At 52.2% G+C, this 22,907-nt stretch carries 18 protein-coding genes; 15 read left to right on the forward strand and 3 right to left on the reverse strand.

Going from position 1 to position 22,907, the window contains the following annotated elements; translation table 11 throughout:
- Positions 1-151: 151 nt before the first annotated feature.
- Positions 152-3,169, forward strand: a complete 3,018-nt coding sequence (locus B5D23_RS01005) for a proline dehydrogenase family protein (protein WP_078683527.1) — start codon at positions 152-154, stop codon at positions 3,167-3,169.
- A 62-nt stretch (positions 3,170-3,231) separates the two neighbouring features.
- On the opposite strand, the gene pspF is transcribed toward B5D23_RS01005, so the two are convergent.
- Positions 3,232-4,287, reverse strand: a complete 1,056-nt coding sequence (gene pspF / locus B5D23_RS01010) for a phage shock protein operon transcriptional activator (protein ID WP_348980879.1) — start codon at positions 4,285-4,287, stop codon at positions 3,232-3,234.
- Positions 4,288-4,492: 205 nt separating this feature from the next.
- Here pspF and pspA point away from each other — a divergent pair, with 205 nt between their 5' ends.
- From pspA to B5D23_RS01075, 13 genes are all read left to right on the forward strand, one after another.
- Entirely contained in the window at positions 4,493-5,182 is a 690-nt protein-coding gene (gene pspA / locus B5D23_RS01015) for a phage shock protein PspA (protein WP_078683528.1), read from the forward strand.
- A 31-nt stretch (positions 5,183-5,213) separates the two neighbouring features.
- Positions 5,214-5,462, forward strand: coding sequence for a hypothetical protein (locus tag B5D23_RS01020; protein WP_078683529.1), 249 nt, complete (start codon positions 5,214-5,216; stop codon positions 5,460-5,462).
- The gene (locus tag B5D23_RS01025; protein ID WP_144012502.1) at positions 5,449-5,940 is read left to right on the forward strand and encodes a PspC domain-containing protein; all 492 of its coding nucleotides are present in this window, start codon (positions 5,449-5,451) and stop codon (positions 5,938-5,940) included. Before B5D23_RS01020 ends, B5D23_RS01025 begins: the two co-directional genes overlap by 14 nt.
- A 285-nt stretch (positions 5,941-6,225) precedes the next feature.
- The gene (locus B5D23_RS01030; RefSeq protein WP_078683531.1) at positions 6,226-8,361 is read left to right on the forward strand and encodes a methyl-accepting chemotaxis protein; all 2,136 of its coding nucleotides are present in this window, start codon (positions 6,226-6,228) and stop codon (positions 8,359-8,361) included.
- 619 nt (positions 8,362-8,980) lie between these two features.
- Entirely contained in the window at positions 8,981-11,113 is a 2,133-nt protein-coding gene (locus B5D23_RS01035; RefSeq protein WP_078683532.1) for a methyl-accepting chemotaxis protein, read from the forward strand.
- Between the two features lie 609 nt (positions 11,114-11,722).
- A complete protein-coding gene (locus B5D23_RS01040; RefSeq protein ID WP_078683533.1) occupies positions 11,723-12,037 on the forward strand; it encodes a c-type cytochrome in 315 nt (104 codons plus the stop codon).
- Positions 12,034-13,593, forward strand: a complete 1,560-nt coding sequence (locus B5D23_RS01045; protein WP_078683534.1) for an SCO family protein — start codon at positions 12,034-12,036, stop codon at positions 13,591-13,593. The genes B5D23_RS01040 and B5D23_RS01045 overlap by 4 nt, the downstream gene beginning before the upstream one ends.
- A gap of 25 nt (positions 13,594-13,618) precedes the next feature.
- Positions 13,619-15,229 carry a cytochrome c oxidase subunit I gene (gene ctaD, locus B5D23_RS01050; protein ID WP_078683535.1) on the forward strand — a complete coding sequence of 537 codons (1,611 nt, stop codon included), beginning with the start codon at positions 13,619-13,621 and terminating at the stop codon, positions 15,227-15,229.
- Positions 15,216-15,818, forward strand: a complete 603-nt coding sequence (locus B5D23_RS01055) for a cytochrome c oxidase subunit 3 family protein (RefSeq protein WP_078683536.1) — start codon at positions 15,216-15,218, stop codon at positions 15,816-15,818. Before ctaD ends, B5D23_RS01055 begins: the two co-directional genes overlap by 14 nt.
- 10 nt (positions 15,819-15,828) lie before the next feature.
- Entirely contained in the window at positions 15,829-16,116 is a 288-nt protein-coding gene (locus tag B5D23_RS01060; protein ID WP_078683537.1) for a cytochrome C oxidase subunit IV family protein, read from the forward strand.
- An 8-nt stretch (positions 16,117-16,124) separates the two neighbouring features.
- Positions 16,125-17,342: a cytochrome c oxidase subunit II gene (gene coxB, locus B5D23_RS01065; protein WP_078683538.1), complete on the forward strand. Its 1,218-nt coding sequence runs from the start codon at positions 16,125-16,127 to the stop codon at positions 17,340-17,342.
- The gene (locus tag B5D23_RS01070; protein WP_078683539.1) at positions 17,342-18,166 is read left to right on the forward strand and encodes a UbiA family prenyltransferase; all 825 of its coding nucleotides are present in this window, start codon (positions 17,342-17,344) and stop codon (positions 18,164-18,166) included. The genes coxB and B5D23_RS01070 overlap by 1 nt, the downstream gene beginning before the upstream one ends.
- Positions 18,167-18,184: 18 nt before the next feature.
- On the forward strand, positions 18,185-18,607 hold the full coding sequence (locus B5D23_RS01075; RefSeq protein ID WP_078683540.1) for a hypothetical protein: 423 nt from the start codon (positions 18,185-18,187) through the stop codon (positions 18,605-18,607).
- Positions 18,608-18,668: 61 nt separating this feature from the next.
- Here the strand turns inward: B5D23_RS01075 and B5D23_RS01080 are convergent, their stop codons facing one another.
- Entirely contained in the window at positions 18,669-20,327 is a 1,659-nt protein-coding gene (locus B5D23_RS01080) for a ribonuclease J (RefSeq protein ID WP_078683541.1), read from the reverse strand.
- Positions 20,317-21,024, reverse strand: coding sequence for a lysophospholipid acyltransferase family protein (locus B5D23_RS01085; RefSeq protein ID WP_078683542.1), 708 nt, complete (start codon positions 21,022-21,024; stop codon positions 20,317-20,319). The genes B5D23_RS01080 and B5D23_RS01085 overlap by 11 nt, the downstream gene beginning before the upstream one ends.
- A 708-nt stretch (positions 21,025-21,732) precedes the next feature.
- Here B5D23_RS01085 and B5D23_RS01090 point away from each other — a divergent pair.
- The gene (locus B5D23_RS01090) at positions 21,733-22,797 is read left to right on the forward strand and encodes a phosphotransacetylase family protein (protein ID WP_078683543.1); all 1,065 of its coding nucleotides are present in this window, start codon (positions 21,733-21,735) and stop codon (positions 22,795-22,797) included.
- The last annotated feature ends 110 nt before the right edge of the window (positions 22,798-22,907 follow it).

Consider the following 22,907-nt stretch of genomic DNA (forward strand, 5'->3'; position numbering starts at 1 on the left):
CAATAATGATATTGTCTTTTTAGGTGCTTACTCGTATAAAATAGAGGAGGAAAAGCACCGGGGACTGCCTCAAGACTATGAATGAGGGAACACCGGAGGCATTCGTCGGGTCGCTTAGTGTCATGCCAACCTGCAAGCCTAAGGAGAGCACATGTCGTCAGATCTCGAACAACGAATCGTTGATCGCGGAAAGATGTTCTTTGAGGCCATTGGCGGTGAAACGCCTTCGGTATTCAACAGGAGCTGGTGGACCGGTAAGGTTCTGGACTGGAGTATGAAAGACGAAGATTTCAAGGTCCAGCTCTTCCGATTCGTTGATGTTCTTCCCTGCCTCTACACCCCTGAGTCTCTTTCTGAGCACATGGCGGACTATTTCCAGAGTTCTTCTGGTGATGTCCCTGCAGTCATGAAGTTTGGACTCAAAAGCGCTGGCGTTGTCGGCAAGCTGAGCAATGGGCTTGTCGCAAAGGGTATTTCGAAAAATATTGAACGCATGGGTCGTCAGTTTATCATCGGCCAAAATGCCAAGGAAGCATTGAAAAACCTGATCAAGCTCCGTAAAGAAGGTTTCGCCTTTGTTATCAATATCCTCGGCGAAGCAACCGTGAGTGAATCCGAGGCAGAGTGGCAGCTTCGCGAACACATGCAGCTGCTTGATGACCTCAATGAAATGCAGAAGAAATTTAGTCCGCTTGGAAAATCAAGTAATGGTCTGGACTGGGGCACTGAGCCGATGGTCAGCATTGCAGTCAAGCCAACGGCATTTTTCTCTCAGGCCCGCGCCCGCGACCCCGAAGGTGCAGTCGAAGGCATGTTCCAGCGCCTCGCTCCTATCTATCGCAAGGTTATCGAGATTGGTGGTTCCATGTGCATCGACATGGAAGCTCTGGATCACAAGGAAATGACTATCGAGCTGTTCAAGCGGCTGAGAAGTTATGAAGAATTCCGTGACTACAAGCACCTGAGCCTCGTCTTCCAGTGTTACCTCCGCGAAACTCTGGACGATATCAAGGATATGGTCTCGTGGGCACGCAAGAGCGAGCTTCCTATCGAACTCCGTCTGGTGAAAGGCGCATACTGGGATCAGGAAACTGTTCAGGCCCGCCAGCAGGGCTGGGATATTCCGACCTACACTATCAAGGCAGACACCGATGCCGCGTATGAACGCAATGCCCGGTATGTCTTGGAAAATCATGACATCGTGCGCCTGAGCTGTGCTTCGCACAACATCCGCACTATTTCCGCAATTATGGAGACCGCGCACCAGTTGAACGTTCCTGAGGAACGCTATGAATTTCAGGTACTCTACGGCATGGGCGAACCTGTCCGCCGTGGACTGAAAGCTGTTGCTGGCCGTGTCCGGCTCTACTGCCCGTACGGCGATTTGATTCCGGGCATGGCGTATCTGGTTCGTCGTCTGCTGGAAAATACCAGTAACGACTCGTTCCTGCGCCAGGGATTTGTCGATGGTGAAGCCGTTGAAGAACTTTTGCGCAGCCCCATCAAGAAGGCTGACGAAGAACGCGAGGCCAAGCCTGCTGAAAAGCCAGTGCCTCTGGGTGAGCTTGGACCGTTCCGCAATGAGCCGATGATTGACTTTGCCAAGCCCGAGGGCCGCAAGGAATTTCCGGAAGCCATTGCCCGGATACGCAAGGACCTTGGCAAAACCTACCCGCTCTTTATTAATGGCAAAGACGTGAGCACCTCTGAGATGCTTGATTCCTACAACCCGTCGAACGACAAAGAAGTCATTGGCAAGATTTGTCAGGCAGGCAAGGAAGAAGTGGATCAGGCTGTTCAGGCCGCTCGCAAAGCATTTAAGGTATGGGGCCGGACTCCATACGAAGAACGCGTTGGCTACCTGCAAAAAGCTGCGGCCAAGATGCGTGAGCGCATCTTTGATCTGGCATCGCTACAGGTTCTGGAGATCGGCAAGCAGTGGGATCAGGCCTACGCTGACGTGACCGAGGCTATTGACTTCCTCGAATACTACAGCCGTGAAATGCTTCGCCTTGGCAAGCCCCGCCGCATGGGACGTGCTCCGGGTGAGATGAACTGCGCGACCTATCGCCCGAAGGGCGTTGCTGCTGTTATCGCACCGTGGAATTTCCCGCTGGCAATTTCCACAGGTATGGTGAGCGCTTCTCTGGTGACAGGCAACTGCGTTGTGTACAAGCCTTCGCGTCTGTCTTCAGTTGTTGGTCACGGTCTTGTTGATATCTTCCGCGAAGTTGGTCTTCCTGAGGGCGTGTTTAACTACGTGCCGGGTCCCAGCTCCGTCATGGGCGATCATCTTGTTGGGCATCCTGATGTGAATCTGATTGCCTTTACAGGCTCGATGGGGGTTGGACAGCGAATCATTGAAGTCGCATCCAAGCCACGTCCTGACCAGCATTTCTGCAAGAAGGTTGTCGCAGAAATGGGTGGCAAGAATGCCTGTATCGTTGATGATGACGCTGAACTTGATGAAGCCCTGCATCACGTGATTTATTCTGCCTTTGCATTCCAGGGGCAGAAGTGCTCGGCATGTTCGCGCGTTATCGTTCTCGATTCCGTGTACGACAAGTTTGTTGAGCGTCTTGTTGAAGCTGCCCGCTCCATGCCGCTTGGCCCGTCCGAGAAGCCTGAATTCTCAATGGGACCAGTGATTGACCGCGAGGCGCAGAAGAAAGTGCAGCACTGGGCTGAAGTTGCAGAGAAAGAAGGGAATGTCCTTGTGAACCGTCTGCCTGAGTCCAAGGATGCTGATCTGGAAGCTGGCTGCTATGCACCTCTTGTCGTGGTTGACGGTATTACGCCAGACAAGAGCATTGCACAGGAAGAAATCTTTGGTCCGGTTCTCTCCGTGATGCGGGCCAAGGACTTTGATCAGGCTATTGAGTGGCTGAACAGTACCCGCTTTGCGTTGACTGCTGGTGTCTTTAGCCGCAGCCCGCGCCACCTTGAGCGTGTGAATACTGACATTGAAGCTGGTAACATCTACGTGAACAGAAACTGCACGGGCGCACTGGTTGAGCGCCAGCCGTTCGGCGGTTTCAAGATGTCTGGCATTGGTGCCAAGGCCGGTGGTCCTGATTACCTGATTCAGTTCATGGACCCGCAGATTGTGACGGAAAATACGGTTCGCCGTGGCTTCACGCCAATCGAAGCCGACGACGACTGGATTTAATCCTGCTGTGTGAGTGAGAGTATGGCCCCCTGCCTGTTTGGCGGGGGGCTTTTTTGTGGCGTTTAGTTGTGTGGGGCTGTTGGCGTGAGTGTGGCTTTGTGTTTGCGATACAGTGTGCGGAACTGGTTGTAGCTGAGGCCAAGCGCTGCTGCGGCACGTTTTTGATGGAACTGGTTTGCCTCAAGAGCATTGAGCAGGCTTGAGCGCTCCATCTCTTCAATGGCTTTGGGCAAAGAAAATGATTTGAATGGGGCCGAAGCTGGAATGTGGGGGCTTTCTGGCGCACTGTGCCGGAGGGGTTCTGTGCGTTTCGCGCTGCGGTCCGTTTGCTTGGGGAGAGGCCGGTAGGGTGAGGCAAAGGGATTGAGCGGAACGTGCTCAATTGGCTGACCTTCACTGAGGTAGACGGCGCGCTCAATGGCGTTTTTGAGTTCGCGGACGTTTCCGGGCCAGTCGTAGCGCAGAAGTTGTTCCCGGAGTGAGGGCTGAAAGCGGGGCAGGTCGTCAAAGCCAAGCTCAAGGCTCATGTGCAGGGCAAAGTGCTCGGCGAGGACAAGAATATCATCCTGCCGTGCCCGCAGTGGGGGGATGGTCAGGACTTCAAAGCTGAGTCGGTCGAGCAGGTCGTGGCGGAATTCCCCTTTTGCGGCGAGGTGTGGAAGGTCTGTGTTGGTCGCGCCGATGATGCGAACGTCGACGCTGACGGCGTTTTCTCCACCCACTCGGTCAAATTCGCCATATTCCACAACCCGCAGAAGTTTTTCCTGAATGGAAAGGGGCAGAGTGGCGATTTCATCCAGAAAGAGCGTGCCAGAATCGGCGCGTTCAAAGCGTCCAAGGCGTCGGGTTCGGGCATCGGTGAATGCGCCTGTTTCGTGTCCAAAGAGTTCGGAGTCTGCGAGAGCTGGAGAGAGGGTTGCGCAGTTGAGTGTGAGGAATGGATGCTGCCAGCGCTGAGAGAGAAAGTGCAGGCGTTGTGCCGCAAGCTCTTTGCCTGTGCCGCGTTCGCCGACCACGAGAACAGGGCGGTTGACCTTTGCAGCCCGGGACAGTTCTTCCATAAAGGCAAGGAAGCTGTCGCTTTGGCCAATCATGTTTTGTTCTGAGGCTGTGCGCACGGGAACTCCTGGTAAAGAAATGTAAAAAATGGTTTAAAAATGATATAAATGTAGAATAAGCCCAAATACGTAAGAAATGCAAATTTTACTATCTATCTGGTTTTCTTCATTTTTATAAGGGAAGAGAGATCTGGTACGCTTCCTGCTCTTCTAGGTGCATTGGATACAGTACAATCTCATCACTCAGCGATTTTCGGAGGAAGATATGGGTGTTTTTAGCCGATTTAAAGATATTGTTAGCTCGAATATGAACGCACTGCTTGACCGCGCAGAAGACCCGGAAAAGCTGATTCGTCTTATGGTTCGCGAAATGGAAGAGACCCTTGTTGAACTCAAGTCTTCGTGCGCCAAGTCTATGGCAGACCGGAAAAATCTGGACCGTGAGTATGCCGCTGTTGATGCGGATTTGCACCGCTGGAATGATCGTGCAGAAATGGCCGTTGAGCGTGGTCGCGATGACCTCGCCCGCGAAGCCTTGCAGGAGCGCAATGCTTTTCAGCATCGTGAAGAAACACTGAAAGAAGAAATGGACTACCTCGACACTGCCATTATGCAGACTCGTGAAGATATTACTCGACTGGAAGAAAAACTTGCCGGTGCACGAGAAAAGCAGCGGCTTTTGGTGCAGCGCCATGTTCGCGCCTCTGAGCGGACTCGTACTGGGCGCACTCTGACCAAGGTGGACAGCAGCGACGTGATGCTTCGTTTCGACAAGTTTGAAAACCACATTGAGCAGCTGGAAGCAGAAGCAGAACTTTCTGCCCCTTCCCCACAGCTTCGCGGCGCAGAAGGTGAGTTTGCCCAAATGGAAAAAGAGGATAGCATTGAGGCTGAACTTGCCCGGATGAAGGCCAAGCGCCAGCAGCCGGCTGATGAGGAAAACTCTGGGCGCTAAGCGCCGCCATACGCCAGCGAAAGGATAGCTTATGTTTCATATTGGTTTCTGGTTTGTCCTGATGCCCCTCGCGGTCGTCATGGGTATCATCATTCTCGTGGCAAAGCTCTTTAGTGGGGCCTTTTCTCGTAATGAACCAGAAGAACGTGTCGATGAGACCCGCATGATTCAGGAAATGTACAACAGCATGAATAATCTTGAACAGCGGATGGATGTTTTGGAAACCCTGCTCATTGAGCAGGATCGACGCGAGGGAGAAAAATCCAATGAACGCACATAAAGGACGTGGGCGTGGGCATTGGGGTACTCACCGGGGCAGAAGCTCTGGTGGCGGTCCCTCCTCTCGCCGTGGTTCGGGCGGTGGGTTTTATGTCGCTCCAGAACCGCGCCGTAGAGGAATGTATCGCGCTCGAAGCGCTGTGTTCCTTGGCGTTTGTCAGGGACTCGCAAATTATTTCGACATCTCTGTCTTTTGGCTGCGCCTTCTTGTGACGCTCTGCATTTTGTTCACAGGACTGTGGCCCGGCGTTTTTCTCTATTTTATGGCCGCACTGCTTATGCGGCTTGAGCCTGTTGTTCCTGTTCAGTCTCCTTCGGAAAAGGAATTTTATGATTCCTATTCCCGTTCGCGGGGGCAGGCAATTTCACGACTCAAAGAGAAATTTGACCGCTTGGATAAGCGAATTCGGAGAGCTGAGGACATTGTCACCTCCTCTGACTATCAGTGGGAACAAAAGTTCCATCAAAAAAAAGACTAAGTCACAAGCGCCTCGCTTTATGAGGCGCTTTTTTTTGACCTCTCCTGCATTTCTCAGGAGGCTTTGTGTGTTCTGTGTTTTCTTTTTGAAGGACTTTTATGAGCATTTTAATATGAATTGAAATTTTGTTTCACAGGATTTCCCTTGGTGTGTACGGTCAATTTCTTCGAAAATCCTTATTTCTCTAAAGGATTATCGAATTGGTCCGATGATGAAGTACGCGTATACACTTTAGCCCGCATGCCTCTGGGGGAGCACAGGGGGTAGCGGACAAGGAGAAGACTTGTGAACGGGCTGAGTTCAATAAAATCAAAAATTATTATTTCTTTTGGCTGCATTATTATCGCGTCCCTGGCGGCGCTCATTGCATACTCTGCATACACTATGCGAGGGCGCGCTCAGGCGGAAGCGATTCGTACCATTCGTCAGCGCGCGGAGTTGCGCGGGGCAGAGGTGCAAAATTATTTGGGGCAGGCTCTTTTTAGCGCTCGTGACCTTGCTCAGAGCATTGAAGGCTATCGGGCCGACAGTTCTGGAACGCAGGAGCGATCTCAGGTCATCAGCATGCTTGGTGCCATTGCCCGAGATAATCCGAACTACATCGATGTCTGGTGTGTTTGGGAACCTAATGCCTTTGATGGTCGCGATAACGAATTTAGAAATTCTAAATCAAGTGATGAAACAGGTCGCTTTAAGCCTATGTGGCAGCGCAAGAATGGCCAGCTGTTGTGGCGAGCCGCTGGCGATCAGGAGAAAGGTGACTGGTATCACGCATCCCTTGATAGTAAAAAAGATTTCGTTATTGATCCTGTGTACTATTCCTATATCAATGACACCGTTGCATCCCTCACTTCGCCGATTATGAATAATGGTCGAGCCTTGGGTGTTATCGGCATTGATCTTTCCATGAAGTATCTGAAAAAACTTGCTGTTGATGCTGTTCATGGTGAAGAAGGCGTGCATTCTATTCTTATTACGCATACGGGCAATGTCTGTGCCCTTTCTGGCGATCAGAGTCTTGTTGGCAAAAATTATGCGAATATTGCCTCGTACACCCGTCCTCTCATTCAAAGCTGCATGAGAGGACAGAGTGCATATGCTTTTAATAACGGTCGTCTGGTTACTTTTGTCCCTGTTCCGATTGGGAAAACCGGTCAGTACTGGGCCTTTGGCTACAGCATTCCTGTCGAAAAAATTTATGCTGACGCCAATTCCATGACCTGGAACATGGTTTTTATTGGTCTTTTGTGCATGGCTGTTGGCATCCTCCTTTTATGGATTGGTGCGGGGAAAATTTCTTCTCCCATTCATGAAACCGCCAAGGCCGTTGACCAGATTGCCGAAGGTGATTTCTCGGTTCGACTTTCGAGCGAAGGTCGCGACGAGGTTGCAACTATGCGTCGGTCTGTGAATCTTATGGCTGAGAAGCTTCAGGAGAATGTTGACTCTCTTGAACAGCAGATGCGTTTTGCCGAAGAAAAGAAGCGTGAGGCTGAGGAAGCAATGCGCACTGCCGAGGAAGCAAAGCGTAGAGCTGAAACTGCCAAGTCAGAAGGTATGCTTCAGGCTGCTGGGCAACTGGAAAAGGTTGTTGAGCGTCTTTCTACTGCAATGGAAGAAATTTCTGCGCAGTCAGAGGAAATTCACAACGGTACCGAAACACAGAAAGAGCGCATTCAGGCCACTGCTACGGCAATGGAAGAAATGAATGCTACTGTTTTTGAGGTCGCAAAGAATGCCTCTCAGGCCGCAGAAAGTGGCACCACCAGCATGTCTCAGGCCCGTGACGGGCAGAAGGTTGTGGGGCAGTCCATTGAAGCAATGGACATGACTCGCAAGCAGACAGAGAAGCTCAAGGAAGCTATGGAGGATCTCGATTCTCAGGCTCAGTCTATTGGTAACATCATGAATGTTATTGAAGACATTGCCGATCAGACCAACTTGCTCGCTCTTAACGCCGCTATTGAAGCCGCTCGTGCCGGTGAAGCTGGTCGAGGCTTTGCCGTTGTTGCCGACGAAGTTCGGAAACTCGCGGAAAAGACCATGACTGCGACCAAGGAAGTTGGCGCCTCCATTGTCTCCATTCAGCGCGTTGCCTCCAGTAACATTGAAACGATGCTTCTCGCAGAGCAGGATCTTGCCGGAGCAGTAAAGCTTTCCAACAATTCTGGAGAGATGCTTAACGACATCGTGCGTTCCGCAGAAGATGCCGCTAATCAGGTTCAGAGCATCGCTACTGCCGCCGAGCAGCAGTCTGCCGCGAGCGAGGAAATTAATCACGCTATTGAGAACATCAACCAGATTACTGTCGACACTGCCCAGGGCATTGCCGAATCAACCGCCGCCCTTCGTGAAATGGCTCAGCAGGCCGCTGACCTCGCGCAGCTTATTCAGCGCATGAAAGACGACGCTCAGCGTTAGCTGAGGGGTGTTTTAGAAAAATGGTGGCAGAAATTGGGGGCCTGCCCCAGCACGCGAGTGCTGGATGGGTGGGTGGGGGAAGTTTGGGGGCCTGCCCCCAAACCCCCGCGTAAGGGAATGATTCCCTTACGTATCCTCATCGAGTTTAAAAGCCGGGCAAGCTTCGCTTGCTCGGTTTTTAAACTTGTTGGGGCTGCCTAAAGCGGCTTCTTTTTCTTCTGCGAGCCACCGCCTTTCGGCGTTCAAAAGGAATAAGTGCGGTCTGGAAAAGGCAGAAGAATACGCGTTAGGGAAACGCCCACTAGCTCAAAAAATAAGGCTGATGGAGAGGAAAGCGAAGCTTTCATCCCATTCAGCCTTATTTTTTGAGCGAAAGCGGGATTCCCAAGGGCCTCGTCCTTGGGCGGGGTCAAGGGGCAGCGCCCCTTGCAGAGGAGCGGGGACAGAGTCCCCGCCGCCCACCCCTGCGCCCTTTGCAAAGCACGAGACGGAGTCTCGTAGCTCGTGCTACGCATAAATTTTAAAGGATTGTAACGTATTGCCGAAGAGAAGAGTGGGGCTACAACCAGAGTTGTCCACCTCAAGGGGAATTGTGGGGGGCAGCGATAAGGAGTCATTTGTGAACGGATTGCAATCGATTAAGGCTAAGATCCTTCTCTTCTTTGGCTGCATTATTATTGTTTCGATGGCGGTGCTGATTACGTACTCTGCGTATACAATGCGGGACCGTGCACAGGACAATGCGCTTCATGGTATTCGGCAGAAGGCCGAGATCAGGGGTGCCGAGGTTGAGAACTATCTTGAGCAGGCGCTGAATAGTGCCCGAGATTTTGCTCGTACCGTAGAGGGGTATCGAGCGGACAGTTCTGGGACCCAGGAGCGTTCTCAGGTCATCAGCATGATGCGCTCACTGGCTCGTGATAATACGAGTTATATTGATGTGTGGTGCGACTGGGAGCCGAACGCATTTGATGGTCGGGATGCAGAGTTCCGAGGAGCCAAGGGGAGCGACGAAAACGGACGTTTCAAACCGATTATTCAGCAAAAGAATGGAAGCTGGATTTGGTTTGCCATTGGGGCGAAAGAGACAGCGTGGTATTGGGATTCTTTTAATTCACAGCGTGATGCGATTGGTGATCCTCAATACTATAAGCTCATTAATGACACGGTTTCCTCACTGACCTCACCAATTATCCATAACGGACAATCTCTTGGTGTTGTTGGCGTGGACTTGTCCATGCGTTACCTAAAAACGTTAGCTGTGAGCGCTGTTGAAGGCGATTCAGGCGCAAACTCAGTTCTTGTCACGCATACCGGAAGCATTTGCGCAAATTCTTATGACCAGAGTCTGGTCGGGAAAAAGCTCGTGGAAAGTATGCCATCCTGCCGTCGCCTTATCCAAAGCTGCATGCGAGGTCAGAGCGACTTTACCATTGCTGACGGTCGACTCCTCGTCCTCGTTCCAATTTCTATTGGCCAAACCGGCCAGTACTGGGCCTTTGGGTATAGCATTCCAGTTGCTAAGATTTATGAAGAAGCCAATGCCATGACGATGAGCATGGTCCTTATTGGTCTTTTGTGCATGGGCGTCGGGCTGATTTTGTTGTGGATCGGTGCTGGAAGAATTTCTTCTCCCATTCATGAAACCGCCAAGGCCGTTGACCAGATTGCCGAAGGTGATTTTTCGGTACGTCTTGCCAGTACAGGCCGCGACGAAGTTGCAACAATGCGCCGTTCTGTGAACCTTATGGCAGAAAAGCTTCAGGAAAATGTGGATTCCCTTGAGCAGCAGATGCATTTTGCCGAGGAAAAGAAACGCGAAGCTGAAATTGCAATGCGCACCGCTGAGGAGGCGAAGCGCAAGGCCGAGAGTGCCAAGGCCGAAGGCATGCTCCAGGCCGCTGAGCAGTTGGAAAAAGTTGTGGAGCGGCTTTCAACTGCGATGGAAGAAATCTCTGCCCAGTCGGAAGAAATTCACAACGGCACAGAAACGCAGAAAGAGCGCATTCAGGCGACGGCTACAGCAATGGAAGAAATGAATGCAACTGTTTTTGAAGTTGCGCAGAATGCTTCTCAGGCTGCGGAGAGTGGCAATACTAGCATGTCTCAGGCCCGTGAGGGGCAGGATGTTGTGGGCCAGTCCATTGAAGCAATGGACATGACTCGCAAGCAGACAGAGAAGCTCAAGGAAGCCATGGAGGATCTTGATTCTCAGGCTCAGTCCATTGGCAACATCATGAATGTTATTGAGGACATTGCAGACCAGACCAACTTGCTTGCCCTCAATGCTGCCATCGAAGCCGCCCGTGCTGGTGAAGCTGGTCGCGGTTTTGCCGTTGTTGCGGACGAGGTGCGGAAGCTCGCGGAAAAGACTATGACCGCAACCAAGGAAGTTGGCGCCTCCATTGTCTCCATTCAGCGCGTCGCCTCCAGCAATATTGAAACAATGCTTCTCGCGGAGAAGGACCTTGCCGGAGCTGTGAAGCTTTCTAATAATTCCGGTGAGATGCTTAACGATATTGTTCGTTCCGCAGAGGAATCTGCCAGCCAGGTGCAGAGCATTGCCACTGCCGCCGAGCAGCAGTCTGCCGCTAGCGAAGAGATTAATCACGCTATTGAGAACATTAACCAGATTACTGTCGACACTGCTCAGGGCATTGCCGAAACAACTGCCGCGCTTCGCGAAATGGCTCAGCAGGCCGCTGACCTCGCGCAGCTTATTCAGCGCATGAAAGACGATGCTCAGCGTTAGCTGAGGGTTGTTTTAGAGAAATTGGGGGCCAGCCCCAGCACGTGAGTGCTGGATGGGTGGGGGGGGAAGTTTGGGGGCCAGCCCCCAAACCCCCGCGTAAGGGAATGATTCCCTTACGTATCCTCATCGAGTTTAAAAGCCGGGCAAGCTTCGCTTGCTCGGCTTTTAAACTTGTTGGGGCTGCCTAAAGCGGCTTCTTTTCTTTCCCGTTCGTTCGCCACCATTTTCTTTCTGAACGCGAGCGTTCAGAAAGAAAATAAGTGCGGCAGAAAAGGCAAAAGAACACGCAATCGGGAAATGCCACTAGGCCAAAATGAAGGGCCGGATGTAAGGGAAAGCCAACGGCTTTCACACATCCGGCCCTTCATTTTGGGCGATAGCGGGATTCCCAAGGGCCTCGTCCTTGGGCGGGGTCAAGGGGCAGCGCCCCTTGCAGAGCACGAGACGGAGTCTCGTACCCCCACCCACCCCTGCACCCCTTGCAGGGCACGAGACGGAGTCTCGTAGCTCCACCCCGCTTAGCTCTACAAGAACTCGCCAGCGCTGTAGTGGTGTGGTATTCTCGTAAGGCATAGAACTGTAATCCTGCGAGAGAAAGAGGAGGAAGAAATGCGAAAGGCAGTTGTTACTGGAATTGTGTGCGCGTTGTTCACGTTTGGAGCTGTTGGGATTGCGCAGGCGGACGCGCATAAGCTGTATAAGTCGAAATGTGCTGGGTGCCATGGTCAGAATGGGGAGAAGCTTGCACTTGGGGCTGGGGTTCCGCTTAAGGGGCACTCGGCTGCTGATCTGGAGAAAATGATGAAGGGTTACCTTGATGGCACATACGGCGGGAACAAAAAGACGATTATGGTGAACATCCTCAAAAAGCTCAGTCCGGAGGAAATTTCTGGTCTGGCGAAACATATCGAGGGTTTTAAATGACAACACTTCAAAAGAGTTTTGCAGGCGTAAGCTGCGCTCTGGTGCTGCTGTGGGGACTACCGAGCAGTGATGCCGGGGCGTGGATACTTGGCCCAAATCGCCCAGAGGTGCAGCAGCAGGAAGTGCAAAAGCGCTCGTGGCAACAGGGGCCGAAAGTGATTTTGTACCAAACGCAGAGCGTCGAGAAGGATGGAGCGGAAACGCATAGGGATATTGGTTCTGAAGATTCTTTGTCCCAGCGTCCTCTGTCGCCAAAGTCTCCAATTGAGGCAAACTTTTTGCCTTTGATTGAGACGCTGGAGCATCCGGACCGAAGCGGTGGTGCAAATGCGAAAAGTGAAGATGTACGGCTAAAGCGAGATTACTCTGCGCCGAACCACGACCAGATGGGCCAAACGCACGATATGATTCGTGACCGTATGGACCGAGATGCAGTGGATCAGGAGCTGGAGATTGAAGAGACTCCTGAGGCCAAGGACAAGCCGGAAAAGATGGTGCCGGAGTCCGATGATCCACAACAAAATTCTCTGCGAGATTCAGGGCGGCAGGAAATCCTGCTGGCTCTGGCGGCTGATGCTGATGGCGGAGATGAAGGTGGGATTCTTGATGCTGGCGGCGCGTCGGAAAATCCGAGTGAGCGAATGGATTCTGGCATGGACATGCAAAATAGTCAGGAAAACGATTCCATGATGCGCATGCAGGATGACCAGGAATTGATGATGCATTTGCAGCAGGAGCAAGAGGCAGAGCAGCGGGCTGCGGAAGAAGAGGAAGCAGGGCAGCACGGTGCATTTGGGCATGATCATGAAAAGATGATGCAGGACATGCAGGAAAACACGACGGAAAAAAAAAGTTCAGAGAAGACGATCGGCGTGGAAGAACGACTTGGCGAGACGGCTACGACTAAGCTTGAGTTCGTGGATTCATCAGGAAAGACCGTCTCTTTGGATGAATTGCTGACTGCGCCGACAATCCTTTTACCTGTGTACTACACCTGCCCAAGCGCGTGTAACATGATCCTGTCGTCCTTTGCCTCCGTGCTAAGCAAGGTCAAGCTGGAGCCGGGCAAGGAATACCGGGTTATTGCGCTGAGTTTCGATGGAAACGACACGCCACGATTGGCGGCGCAGAAAAAGCACAATTTTTATGCAGCAATAGGGAAAGAGTTTCCCGCTGATGCGTGGGTCTTTTTGACTGGAAAAGAAGAAAACTCGCGAAAGGTTCTGGATTCTCTGGGATACCACTATGAACGCAGGGGCAATGCATTTGTGCACCCCTCCGTGGTTGTCGCGCTGTCGGAAGATGGCAAGATTATCCGCTACCTCTATGGGACGAGCTTCATGCCTTTTGACGTGACAATGGCAGCAACAGAGGCGGCCGAAGGCCGAACTGGTGTTTCCATAAAACGGCTGGTGGCATTCTGCTTTGATTATGATCCTGAGGGAAAGCGGTATGTTTTTTCAACGATGCGGGTTGCAGGCTTTGCCGTGCTGCTTGGTGCCGGAATTTTGCTTGTGAGTCTGCTTGTTGCGGGAAGGAGAAAAAAGAAAGACTAGGGCAAAGAGGAAAGAGGGGTGCTCCATGTCTGAAAGTTTTACTGCCCGCGTCCCGGGGCAGAGTCTGCTGCGCTCGTGGCTTCTGACAACAGATCATAAACGTATTGGGGTCATGTACCTCTGGGGCGTGCTTATCATGTTCGTTCTGGGGCTGTGCATAGGCCTTTTGATGCGGCTGGAACTGATTGCACCGGGAGCAACCCTGATGGATGCCCAGACCTATAACGCCATGTTTACGGTGCATGGCGTGGTGATGATTTTTCTTGTCATTATCCCAAGCATTCCGGCCAGCTTTGGAAATATTATGCTCCCCCTGCATATTGGGGCAGAAGATGTTGCTTTTCCTCGGGTGAACTGCCTGTCGTGGTGGATGTATATGATCGGCGGCCTGATGGCGCTAGGCTCGCTGTTTACCGGAGGTGGCGCACCAGATACAGGCTGGACCTTTTACGTCCCTTTCTCCACAAAAACAGGCACAAATGTCGGATTGGCCGTGAGCGCGGCGTTTGTGCTGGGATTTTCGTCTATCCTGACCGGACTGAATTTTATCGTGACAGTCCACCGCCTGCGTGCCCCAAAAATGACGTGGGGCAAACTCCCGCTTTTTGTCTGGTCTTTGTATTCCACAGCATGGATTCAGGTGCTGGCAACGCCAATTCTGGGCATAACCCTTCTCCTGATCGTGGCAGAGCGCGTGCTGGGGCTTGGCATCTTTGACCCGGCGCGAGGAGGCGATCCCATACTCTACCAGCACCTGTTTTGGATTTATTCCCACCCGGCCGTGTACATCATGATCCTGCCCGCAATGGGCACCATCTCCGAAATCATTCCTGTGTTCTCAAGAAAACGAATCTTCGGATATACCATGCTGGCCCTGACAAGCTTGCTTATTGCCTTTGTTGGCTCGCTTGTCTGGGCGCACCATATGTTTACAAGCGGCATGAGCGACACGGCTGTGCTGGTCTTTTCCTTTTTGACCTTTGTGGTCGCAATCCCTTCGGCTATTAAAGTCTTTAACTGGGTGACGACCCTGTACAAAGGCTCTATCCGCCTCGAAACTCCTATGATTTTTGCGCTGGGCTTCATTGTCCTTTTTCTGGTCGGAGGACTGACCGGACTTGTCCTTGGAGCTGCGGGCACGGACATCCATGTCCACGACACCTACTTTGTCGTCGGGCACTTCCATTACATTATCTTTGGCGGAACCATGCTGAGCCTGTTTGCAGGGCTTCACTACTGGTTTCCCAAGCTTTGCGGCAGGCGGTATAATTCTAAGTGGGCCAATGTAAGCACTGTCCTGCTCGTGCTGGGCATAAACATTTTGTATATGCCCATGCTTGTGCTTGGCATGAAGGGCATGCCGAGACGCTACTACGACTATCTGCCGCAATATACGACGCTGCACGTCATCGTCACGGTAGGCTCGTGGGTTGTTGCTGCTGCTGTTTTTCTGATGCTGGGGAATTTGCTCGTTGGCATGCTGCGAGGGCGAAAAGCAGGAGCAAATCCGTGGGGCGCTGGCACGCTAGAGTGGACCCTCCCTTCGCCTTTGCCGCGGCATAATTTTGAAACGCCGCCGGACTCTGTGCGCTGGCCCTATGACTACACGGAGGTCACGCCTGATGATGCACCTTGACCAGCACCACGATGAGTTTGGGGCACGCATGGGCATGTGGCTTTTGCTGTTTACAGAACTCATGCTCTTTGGCGGGCTTTTTCTGCTCTATGCGGTGTATTTTTCGCGCTTTCCTGATGCCTTCCACGCAGGAGGAAAAACACTGCATGTGGGGCTGGGGGCTGCAAATACTGTTGTGCTCCTCACGAGTAGTCTTTGTGTTGCCTGCTCTGTGACGGCCCTGCGCGGTGGCGAGCGGGTGCGATGTCTCCAGTACCTGAGCGCAACGCTGGTGCTGGCGGGTGCCTTTCTCGTTATCAAGGGGGTTGAGTGGCATGAGAAAATTTCGCATGGCATTTTCCCGGGGGCGCCAGACCTCATGCAAAACGACGGGCGAGCCATTTTTTATTCCATGTATTACGCCATGACCGGACTCCACGCGATTCATGTGTGCATTGGCATTTTTGTGCTGATCTGGGTGGCTTGGCTTATTCACCTGCGCCGGGTCACTCCTGCGTATGCGGTCACCTTGGAAAACGCAGGTCTGTACTGGCACCTCGTGGACATCGTGTGGATTTATCTTTTTCCGCTGTTTTACCTTGTGGCCTAAGGAGAACGCTATGCAGGAAGGACGTGAACTTCCGATTTTACGCTATCAGGGGCTGGTGACGGTTTGGATACTGCTTTTGGTGCTGACTGTTATTACGGTGTACGTGGCGGGCATTGACTTGGGCTTTGCCAATGTGGCCGTGGCGCTGAGCGTCGCGACCTGCAAGGCTGCGCTTGTGGTGCTGTTTTTTATGCATCTCCGCTACGAGTCTCGTGTCATGGGCCTGATGGTCTTGATCGCCTGTGCTGTTCTGGCCATTTTTATTGGGTTTACCTTTTTTGACGTTGCGTACAGGTAGGGCTGCTTATGAGCACAAGCGTTGATGCTGTCGCAAAAGTTGACGCAACATTCCTGCTTATTCTTGGGATTTCAGTTGTGGTGCTCGTGCTGGTGACGGCCCTGATGCTCTTTTTTGTCTGGCGCTATCATCACAGCAGGCACCCGGAGCCAGAGCATGAGGGTGAAAGCTGGTGGCTGGAAGTCGTGTGGACCATTATCCCGACAGTCCTTGCTGTGGGAATGTTCTGGTTTGGATGGGACAGCTATCAGGCTTTGCGGGCGGTGCCAGAGAATGCGCTGGAGGTGAAGGTCGAAGCGTACATGTGGGGCTGGAATTTTGAGTACGGGAATGGGCGGCGAAGCAACATTTTGTATGTGCCACAAAAAACACCAATCAAGCTGACCATGACATCCCGCGACGTGCTCCACAGCTTTTATGTGCCTGCATTTCGCCTCAAGAGGGATACCGTGCCCGGCATGCAGACCTATGCGTGGTTTCTGCCAAAGGAGCAGGGCGACTATGACATTTTGTGTGCGGAGTACTGCGGAGTAAAGCACGCCAACATGCTGTCGACGGTGCGGGTGGTGCCAGAGGAAAAGTACGAGAGCTGGCTGGCCGGGGAGCTGGATGAGGAAGGAAAGGGGGATGAGGCCCTGTTTGAAACATATGGCTGTACCTCGTGTCATTCCCTGGATGGGAGTGAGGGCGTGGGGCCAACGCTGTACAACATTTATGGCAAGACGCGGATTCTGGTTTTGCCTGATGGGACACAAAAAGAACAGATCGCAGACAAGGCCTATTTGCGCCGGGCCATACTGTACCCCAATGAAGAGTTGGTTCAGGGCTATGAGGCTCTTATGGCTTCATATGAAGGAGTCATTCCAGAGGATGAACTTTTGCGTATGGTGAACTGGATGGCAAATCAGGGAGTTGGGGATGCCAGTCTTGGGCGGCAGGTCGCAGAGGATCAAGGCTGTCTGAGTTGCCATTCAACGGATGGGAGCGACGTCGCAGGACCAAGTTTCCGTGGTTTGTACGGGAGCATGCGTGTTGTCGTTGAAGATGGAGCAGAAAAGTCTGTCGTGGCAGATGACGCGTATATTCGTGCCTCTATCCTGAATCCAAAGAAATTACTCACCAAGGGCTATGGTGAGTTGATGCCTGCCTATGACGCCTTGAGTGAAGAAGAGCTTTTGGCGCTTATCGACTGGATAAAAACTCTGGGGGTGCCGCCATCAAAGTAATGGCTCAGATCCAGCAACTTTTGCGTGTTCGGGTTTCTTTTATGGTCGCCGTGGCCTGCGCGTGTGGCTTTATCCTTGCTCGTGGAGAGCTGTCTTTTGAGGTGTTTCTTGCGGCAAGCTGTGCGTTTTTTTTGTGCGCGGGATGCTCCGTTCTAAATCAGGTTCAGGAGCGCGAGCAGGACAGCCTGATGCTGCGGACCGCCGAGCGTCCTCTGGTCACTGGTTTGCTTTGCCCAATGGCCGGAACATACTTTGGCTGTGGACTTTTTTTTCTTGGTCTTGGTCTCAGCCTGTTGCTTGGAGGAGTTCGGGTTGTTCCGCTGTGTCTCGCCATCCCTCTTTTGTACAATGGGCTGTATACTCCACTAAAAAAGCGGACAGCACTTGCGCTCCTTGTGGGGGGCATTCCGGGAGCTTTACCACCGGCGCTGGGATGGATTTTGGGGGGCGGAGCTTTTTTTCACCCCTCACTCGTGATGCTGACGGTGATGCTTTATTTGTGGCAGGTTCCGCATTTTTGGCTTTTGGCAGAGCAGAACAGGGCAGACTACGAGCGGGCGGGGTTTGTTTTGCCGCATTTTCGGCTTGGGAGCAGGCAGTTTCGGTCGCTCATTCATCTGTGGATATTGGGGTATTTCGTCGCGGCTTTAGTGCTTCCCTTTGCGCTGCATTTGCCAAACTCTGCGCCGTGGATAAGTGCCGTTGCTGTGTTATGTGGCGTGGGGATTGGTTGTGCGGGTGTCTGGCGGCAGCTTGGGCTGGCGTTCAGGTGGCTTAATGTTTCTCTCCCCCTGTTCCTCTTGGCAATTTTGCTGGGGACCTAAGATTTTTGGAGGAGCATCGTGCTGTGGTTTCATCCTGTTTTTCAGGCGTTGGCAACACTCGTCGGGCTGTATGTCTTATGGGAAGGGATAAAGCGCAGTCTCGCGCTTCATGCAAAGATGCGTCTTCGTTTTCAGTGGCGGCGCCATGTCTTTTGGGGCAAGGTTGCCTGCTGCATCTGGTTTTTTGGAATGCTTGGCGGGGCGGGGCTGGCGCGGTTTTTCTGGAGCTATTCCGGTCTGACAGAAAAGCATTTTTATGGTGCTCTCCTGATGCTTCCGTTTCTTCTCATCGGCTACGTTACGGGGCACATTTTGGACACCCGCAAAAAGAAGCGCATTGTGCTTCCTCTTTTTCATGGTCTCAACAATTTGATTTTGATGGGCTGCGCTGGCTGGCAGCTTTGGACTGGTTACGACGTGATTATGCTTTTTTTGCTCTAGTGTGCAAGCGCAGTTATTTAGCGAAAAAAGCCCCTGCATGAAATGCAGGGGCTTTGTGTTTTTAGACGGACATGACCAGTGGAACAACCACAGGGTCGCGTTCGATGACTCTTCGGAAGAAGCGGCGCAGTGAGGAACGAATACGCTCTTTCAGGCGGTCGGTTTCCCCCGGAGGGATGTTTTCGAAGATGTCCAGCACGATGCATTTTGCATCTTCCAGCAGGTGGCTAAACTGCTGCTCAAAGACAAAGCCTTTGGACGAGATGTCTGGACCAACGATGATTTCTCCTGTCTCATCGTCAACGACCAGCGTCACGATGACCATGCCTTCGCCGCCCAGAAGCTGGCGCTCTTTCAGCACGGTCTGTCCAACGTCGCCAACACCCTTGCCGTCGACCAGAATCTGGTTGACCTGAACGGCCTCTTCAAGGCGGACTCCACCTTCTCCAAGCAGGGTGATGGGGTCGCCGTTTTCCAGAACAAAGCTTCGCTCTGGGGCAACACCGCATTCCACTGCAAGGCGTGAGTGTTTGACGAGGTGTCGGTATTCGCCGTGCACAGGCACAAAGAATTTGGGCTGGATGGTCTCCAGCATAATTTTCAGCTCTTCCACATGGGCGTGACCAGAGGCGTGGATTGCCTGCACCCGTTCGTACAGCACTTCTGCGCCCAGCCGGTACAGGTTATTGATGACCTTGGTGATTGCCAGAATATTCCCCGGAATAAAGCTGGAGGACATCAGCACGAGGTCGCCCTCATGGATGGAGAGCTGGCGGTGTTCTCCACTGGCAATACGGGACAGTGAGGCCAGTGGCTCGCCCTGTGAGCCTGTAACCAGCAGCAGTACTTCCGAGTCTTCATATGCCGGGAGATCGTCCAGAGAAATATAGGTGCTTTCCTTGAATCGCAGGTAGCCAAGCCGACGGGCAAGCTCAATGTTTCTGACGAGACTTCGGCCATTGGCTGCGACTTTACGACCGAATTTTTCGGCCAGCTCAAAGACTTCCTGCATTCGCTGGATATGGCTGGAGAACAGGGTGACCAGAATACGGCCTTCATGATCTTCCATGATATCGTGCAGGGAATTTTTGATTTCCCGCTCGGTCAGCGCAAAACCATCGCGCTCAACATTGGTCGAATCCGAAAGCAGCAGCGAAATATCGCCTTCCTCTGCGAAGTGGCGGAAACCATCAAGGTCTGTTGCCACACCGTTCAGTGGGTAGCGGTCAATTTTGAAGTCACCCGTGTGCACGATGCGTCCGGCCGGGCTTTCTATGCCAAGGCCAAAGCCCCCAACGATTGAGTGGCACACCGGGAAGAACGTGACGGTGAAGTCACCCAGTGCGATTCGGTCGTGGCCTTCGACGACATGCATTTCTGCGTTGTCCAGAAGGTCGCGCTCCAGCAGTTTGCTTTCCAGCAGTGCCAAAGTAAATTCTGAACCAAAAACAGGTGCTGAAAGGTGCTGGAGCAACCACGGCAGTGCACCGATGTGATCCTCGTGACCGTGGGTCAGGATGATGCCTTTCAGCTTGTCCTTATGTTCAATAATATAGTCAAACTGCGGAATGACCACGTCGATTCCAAACAGCGTGTCTTCCGGAAACATGAGACCGCAGTCAATCAGGACCATGGAGTCGTCTGTCTCCATGACCATGCAGTTCATGCCTATTTGTCCCATACCCCCAAGAGGAGTAAGGGTTACGTTTTTAGCGTCCATTACGTAGCTCCGTATATGCCGCACTCATTATTTCGTGCAGGTCTTGTCCGAAGGCTTCTCTATCCTTCAGTGTGTAGCGTCCCTGTGTCTCAATGGGAGGCAAAGCTCGCAGGCGGACTGTCTTTTTGTTGCTGACACGGATACTCCCCTTGGCTAGCGCTTCACCCGTTCCGTCTATGACGATCGGAATAACTGGAAGCCCTGTCTTGAGTGCGAGTATCATGCCGCCTGTTTTGAACCGTTGCAGCTGGCTAAAGTCTGTCGAACGGGTCCCCTCAGGGAAAATAACAATATTTTGGCCCGCTTTGATCTTTTTGACTGCAATATTAATGCTTTTCATCGCCTTGCGGGGATTGGTGCGGTCCACCGGGATGCTCCCCTGGTGTTCCATGCATCGACCAAAAAGTGGGATGGTAAAAAGAGACTCTTTTGCAATAAACCCAACCTGCCACTGAGCTAATTTGATCATCAGTGCAGGAATATCAAGCTGGCTCAGGTGATTCACCATAAAAATGAATTGGCCGCTCTTTGGGATGTTTTCTAAATCAGCTTCAATCCGGATGCCCGCAGCCCAGAACAGAAAGGACGACCAACGAACAGAATTCGCCGTTGCCGTCTTTGGGAAAAGATTGATCGCAAGTGCGTAAAAAAGTGTAACAGGGAAAAATGCAATATAAAAGAACACTGTTCTGAACATGTAAAACTTCCTTCATTCACCAGATTTTGTTTGTAGCTGTGCTCTGGCTCGCGCACTGTACTGAAAATGCGCCCCGGCAACAAGTTACAGCATATTCCCAAATAGCAGCGCTTTGGAAGGAGAGGGAATATTGGGGGCCTGCTCAGCCCGTGAGGGCTGGATGGGCGGGAGGGGAATTTGGGGGCCAGCCCCCAAACCCCCGCGTAAGGGAATGATTCCCTTACGTATCCTCATCGAGTTTAAAAGCCGTTCAAGCTTCGCTTGCTCGGCTTTTAAACTTGTTGGGGCTGCCTAAAGCGGCTTCTTCTCTTTCCCGTTCGTTCGCCACCATTTTCTTTCTGAACGCGAGCGTTCAGAAAGAAAGGAGTGGAGCGCAAAGAAAAAGAACGCACGTTTAGTTAATTAGGCCGAAAAAAAGGGGACCGAAATGGAGAGGAGAGCGTAGCTCTCATCACATTTCGGTCCCCTTTTATTTCGGGCGATAGCGGGATTCCCAAGGGCCTCGTCCTTGGGCGGAGTCAAGGGGCAGCGCCCCTTGCAGAGGTGCGGGGACAGAGTCCCCGCCCGCCCACCCACGCGCGGATTTCTTTGGGTGAGTGTTCAAACAGTACTGCTACGTTGTGCGTTAGGGATGTGGTGTGCTATGCAAGGGGGAGAAAGTGAATGGTAAAAGGGGCATGATGTTCAGAGCAGAGATAGGGAGGCGAGATGCCGGGTTTATATATAGGATCTACATCGGGTTTTTCAGGGAAGAACATGGTTGTAATGGGGCTTGGTTTAAAGCTCCAAAAAGATGGGTATACCATTGGTTATATGAAGCCAGTTGGTGCGATGCCGGTGCAGTACGAGGGTGCGGCATGGGATGAAGATGCGCTGTGCGTGCAAAATTTATTAGGGCTTAATGAACAGCCGGATTCGATCACGCCGGTTCTGGTCACGAAAGAGTTTAAGCTCAAGGCGTTTACAGGGCAGTGCGGCGATTTGATGGCGAAGATACGAGACAGCTACGAGCTGGTGAACCGGGGGAAGGATGTGACGCTGGTTGCAGGCTCAGGAAGTATGTACTCTGGAAAGTACTGTAATGTTGACGCAATATCAGTGATTCAGACATTGGGGCTGAAAACTTTGATAATAGATCGTTTCCAGCAGGAGCTGAAATACGATTACCTGATGGTGATGAAAGAGACGCTGGGAGACGCGCTGGTTGGTGTAATTCTGAATGATGTTCCACGTGCGGCGCGAGACGAAGTTGATAGCATGGTTCGTCCATGCCTGGAAAAGGGCGGGGTCAAAGTCTTGGGGGTGATTCCCAAGGATCCGCTGATGGGGGCCATACAGGTTGGCGAATTGACAGAACGCCTGCACGGTGAGCTGATTTGCGCGCGGGAAAAGTCTGAGCGAGTGATTGAAAGTTTCCTAATTGGAACGATGCAGGTGGAAAATTTTATGACGCACTTCCGCCGGAACCGAAATGCGGCAGTTATTGTAGGTGGTGATCGTTCGGACGTGCAACTTGTCGCGCTTGAAGGTCGGTGCCCGTGCTTGGTGCTGACGGGAAACCTGCGTCCGAATGAAATTGTTCTGGAGCGGGCGCAGGCGCTGGAAATTCCGGTAGTGCTGGCACAGGCCGACACATACTCGGTCGCCAAAAAAATGGAGATTATTCTGTCCCGGCATAAACTTCGGGATACAATAAAAATACGTCAGGGCGCACAACTTTTGAGCGCAAACATAGACTACTCGTATGTGAAAAACTCGCTTGGACTAGGGTAAAATACATCAAAATTTGAGAGTAAAAGGGAGCTGAGGCTCCCTTTTTTTGTGCCTGTAAAGGGAGAAAATTTTGAGAAAATCCGGAGTGATGTACTAGGAGTGCAGTGGCT

Source organism: Desulfobaculum bizertense DSM 18034 (genome assembly GCF_900167065.1).
Lineage (GTDB): Bacteria > Desulfobacterota > Desulfovibrionia > Desulfovibrionales > Desulfovibrionaceae > Desulfobaculum > Desulfobaculum bizertense.

Excerpts from the sequence above, each read along its gene's own strand:
- B5D23_RS01005 (WP_078683527.1), top strand. The coding sequence starts at position 152 with ATGTCGTCAGATCTCGAACAACGAATCGTTGATCGCGGAAAGATGTTC.
- pspA (WP_078683528.1), top strand. The coding sequence starts at position 4,493 with ATGGGTGTTTTTAGCCGATTTAAAGATATTGTTAGCTCGAATATGAAC.
- B5D23_RS01020 (WP_078683529.1), top strand. The coding sequence starts at position 5,214 with ATGTTTCATATTGGTTTCTGGTTTGTCCTGATGCCCCTCGCGGTCGTC.
- B5D23_RS01025 (WP_144012502.1), top strand. The coding sequence starts at position 5,449 with ATGAACGCACATAAAGGACGTGGGCGTGGGCATTGGGGTACTCACCGG.
- B5D23_RS01040 (WP_078683533.1), top strand. The coding sequence starts at position 11,723 with ATGCGAAAGGCAGTTGTTACTGGAATTGTGTGCGCGTTGTTCACGTTT.
- B5D23_RS01045 (WP_078683534.1), top strand. The coding sequence starts at position 12,034 with ATGACAACACTTCAAAAGAGTTTTGCAGGCGTAAGCTGCGCTCTGGTG.
- ctaD (WP_078683535.1), top strand. The coding sequence starts at position 13,619 with ATGTCTGAAAGTTTTACTGCCCGCGTCCCGGGGCAGAGTCTGCTGCGC.
- B5D23_RS01055 (WP_078683536.1), top strand. The coding sequence starts at position 15,216 with ATGATGCACCTTGACCAGCACCACGATGAGTTTGGGGCACGCATGGGC.
- B5D23_RS01060 (WP_078683537.1), top strand. The coding sequence starts at position 15,829 with ATGCAGGAAGGACGTGAACTTCCGATTTTACGCTATCAGGGGCTGGTG.
- coxB (WP_078683538.1), top strand. The coding sequence starts at position 16,125 with ATGAGCACAAGCGTTGATGCTGTCGCAAAAGTTGACGCAACATTCCTG.
- B5D23_RS01070 (WP_078683539.1), top strand. The coding sequence starts at position 17,342 with ATGGCTCAGATCCAGCAACTTTTGCGTGTTCGGGTTTCTTTTATGGTC.
- B5D23_RS01080 (WP_078683541.1), bottom strand. The coding sequence starts at position 20,327 with ATGGACGCTAAAAACGTAACCCTTACTCCTCTTGGGGGTATGGGACAA.
- B5D23_RS01085 (WP_078683542.1), bottom strand. The coding sequence starts at position 21,024 with ATGTTCAGAACAGTGTTCTTTTATATTGCATTTTTCCCTGTTACACTT.
- B5D23_RS01090 (WP_078683543.1), top strand. The coding sequence starts at position 21,733 with ATGCCGGGTTTATATATAGGATCTACATCGGGTTTTTCAGGGAAGAAC.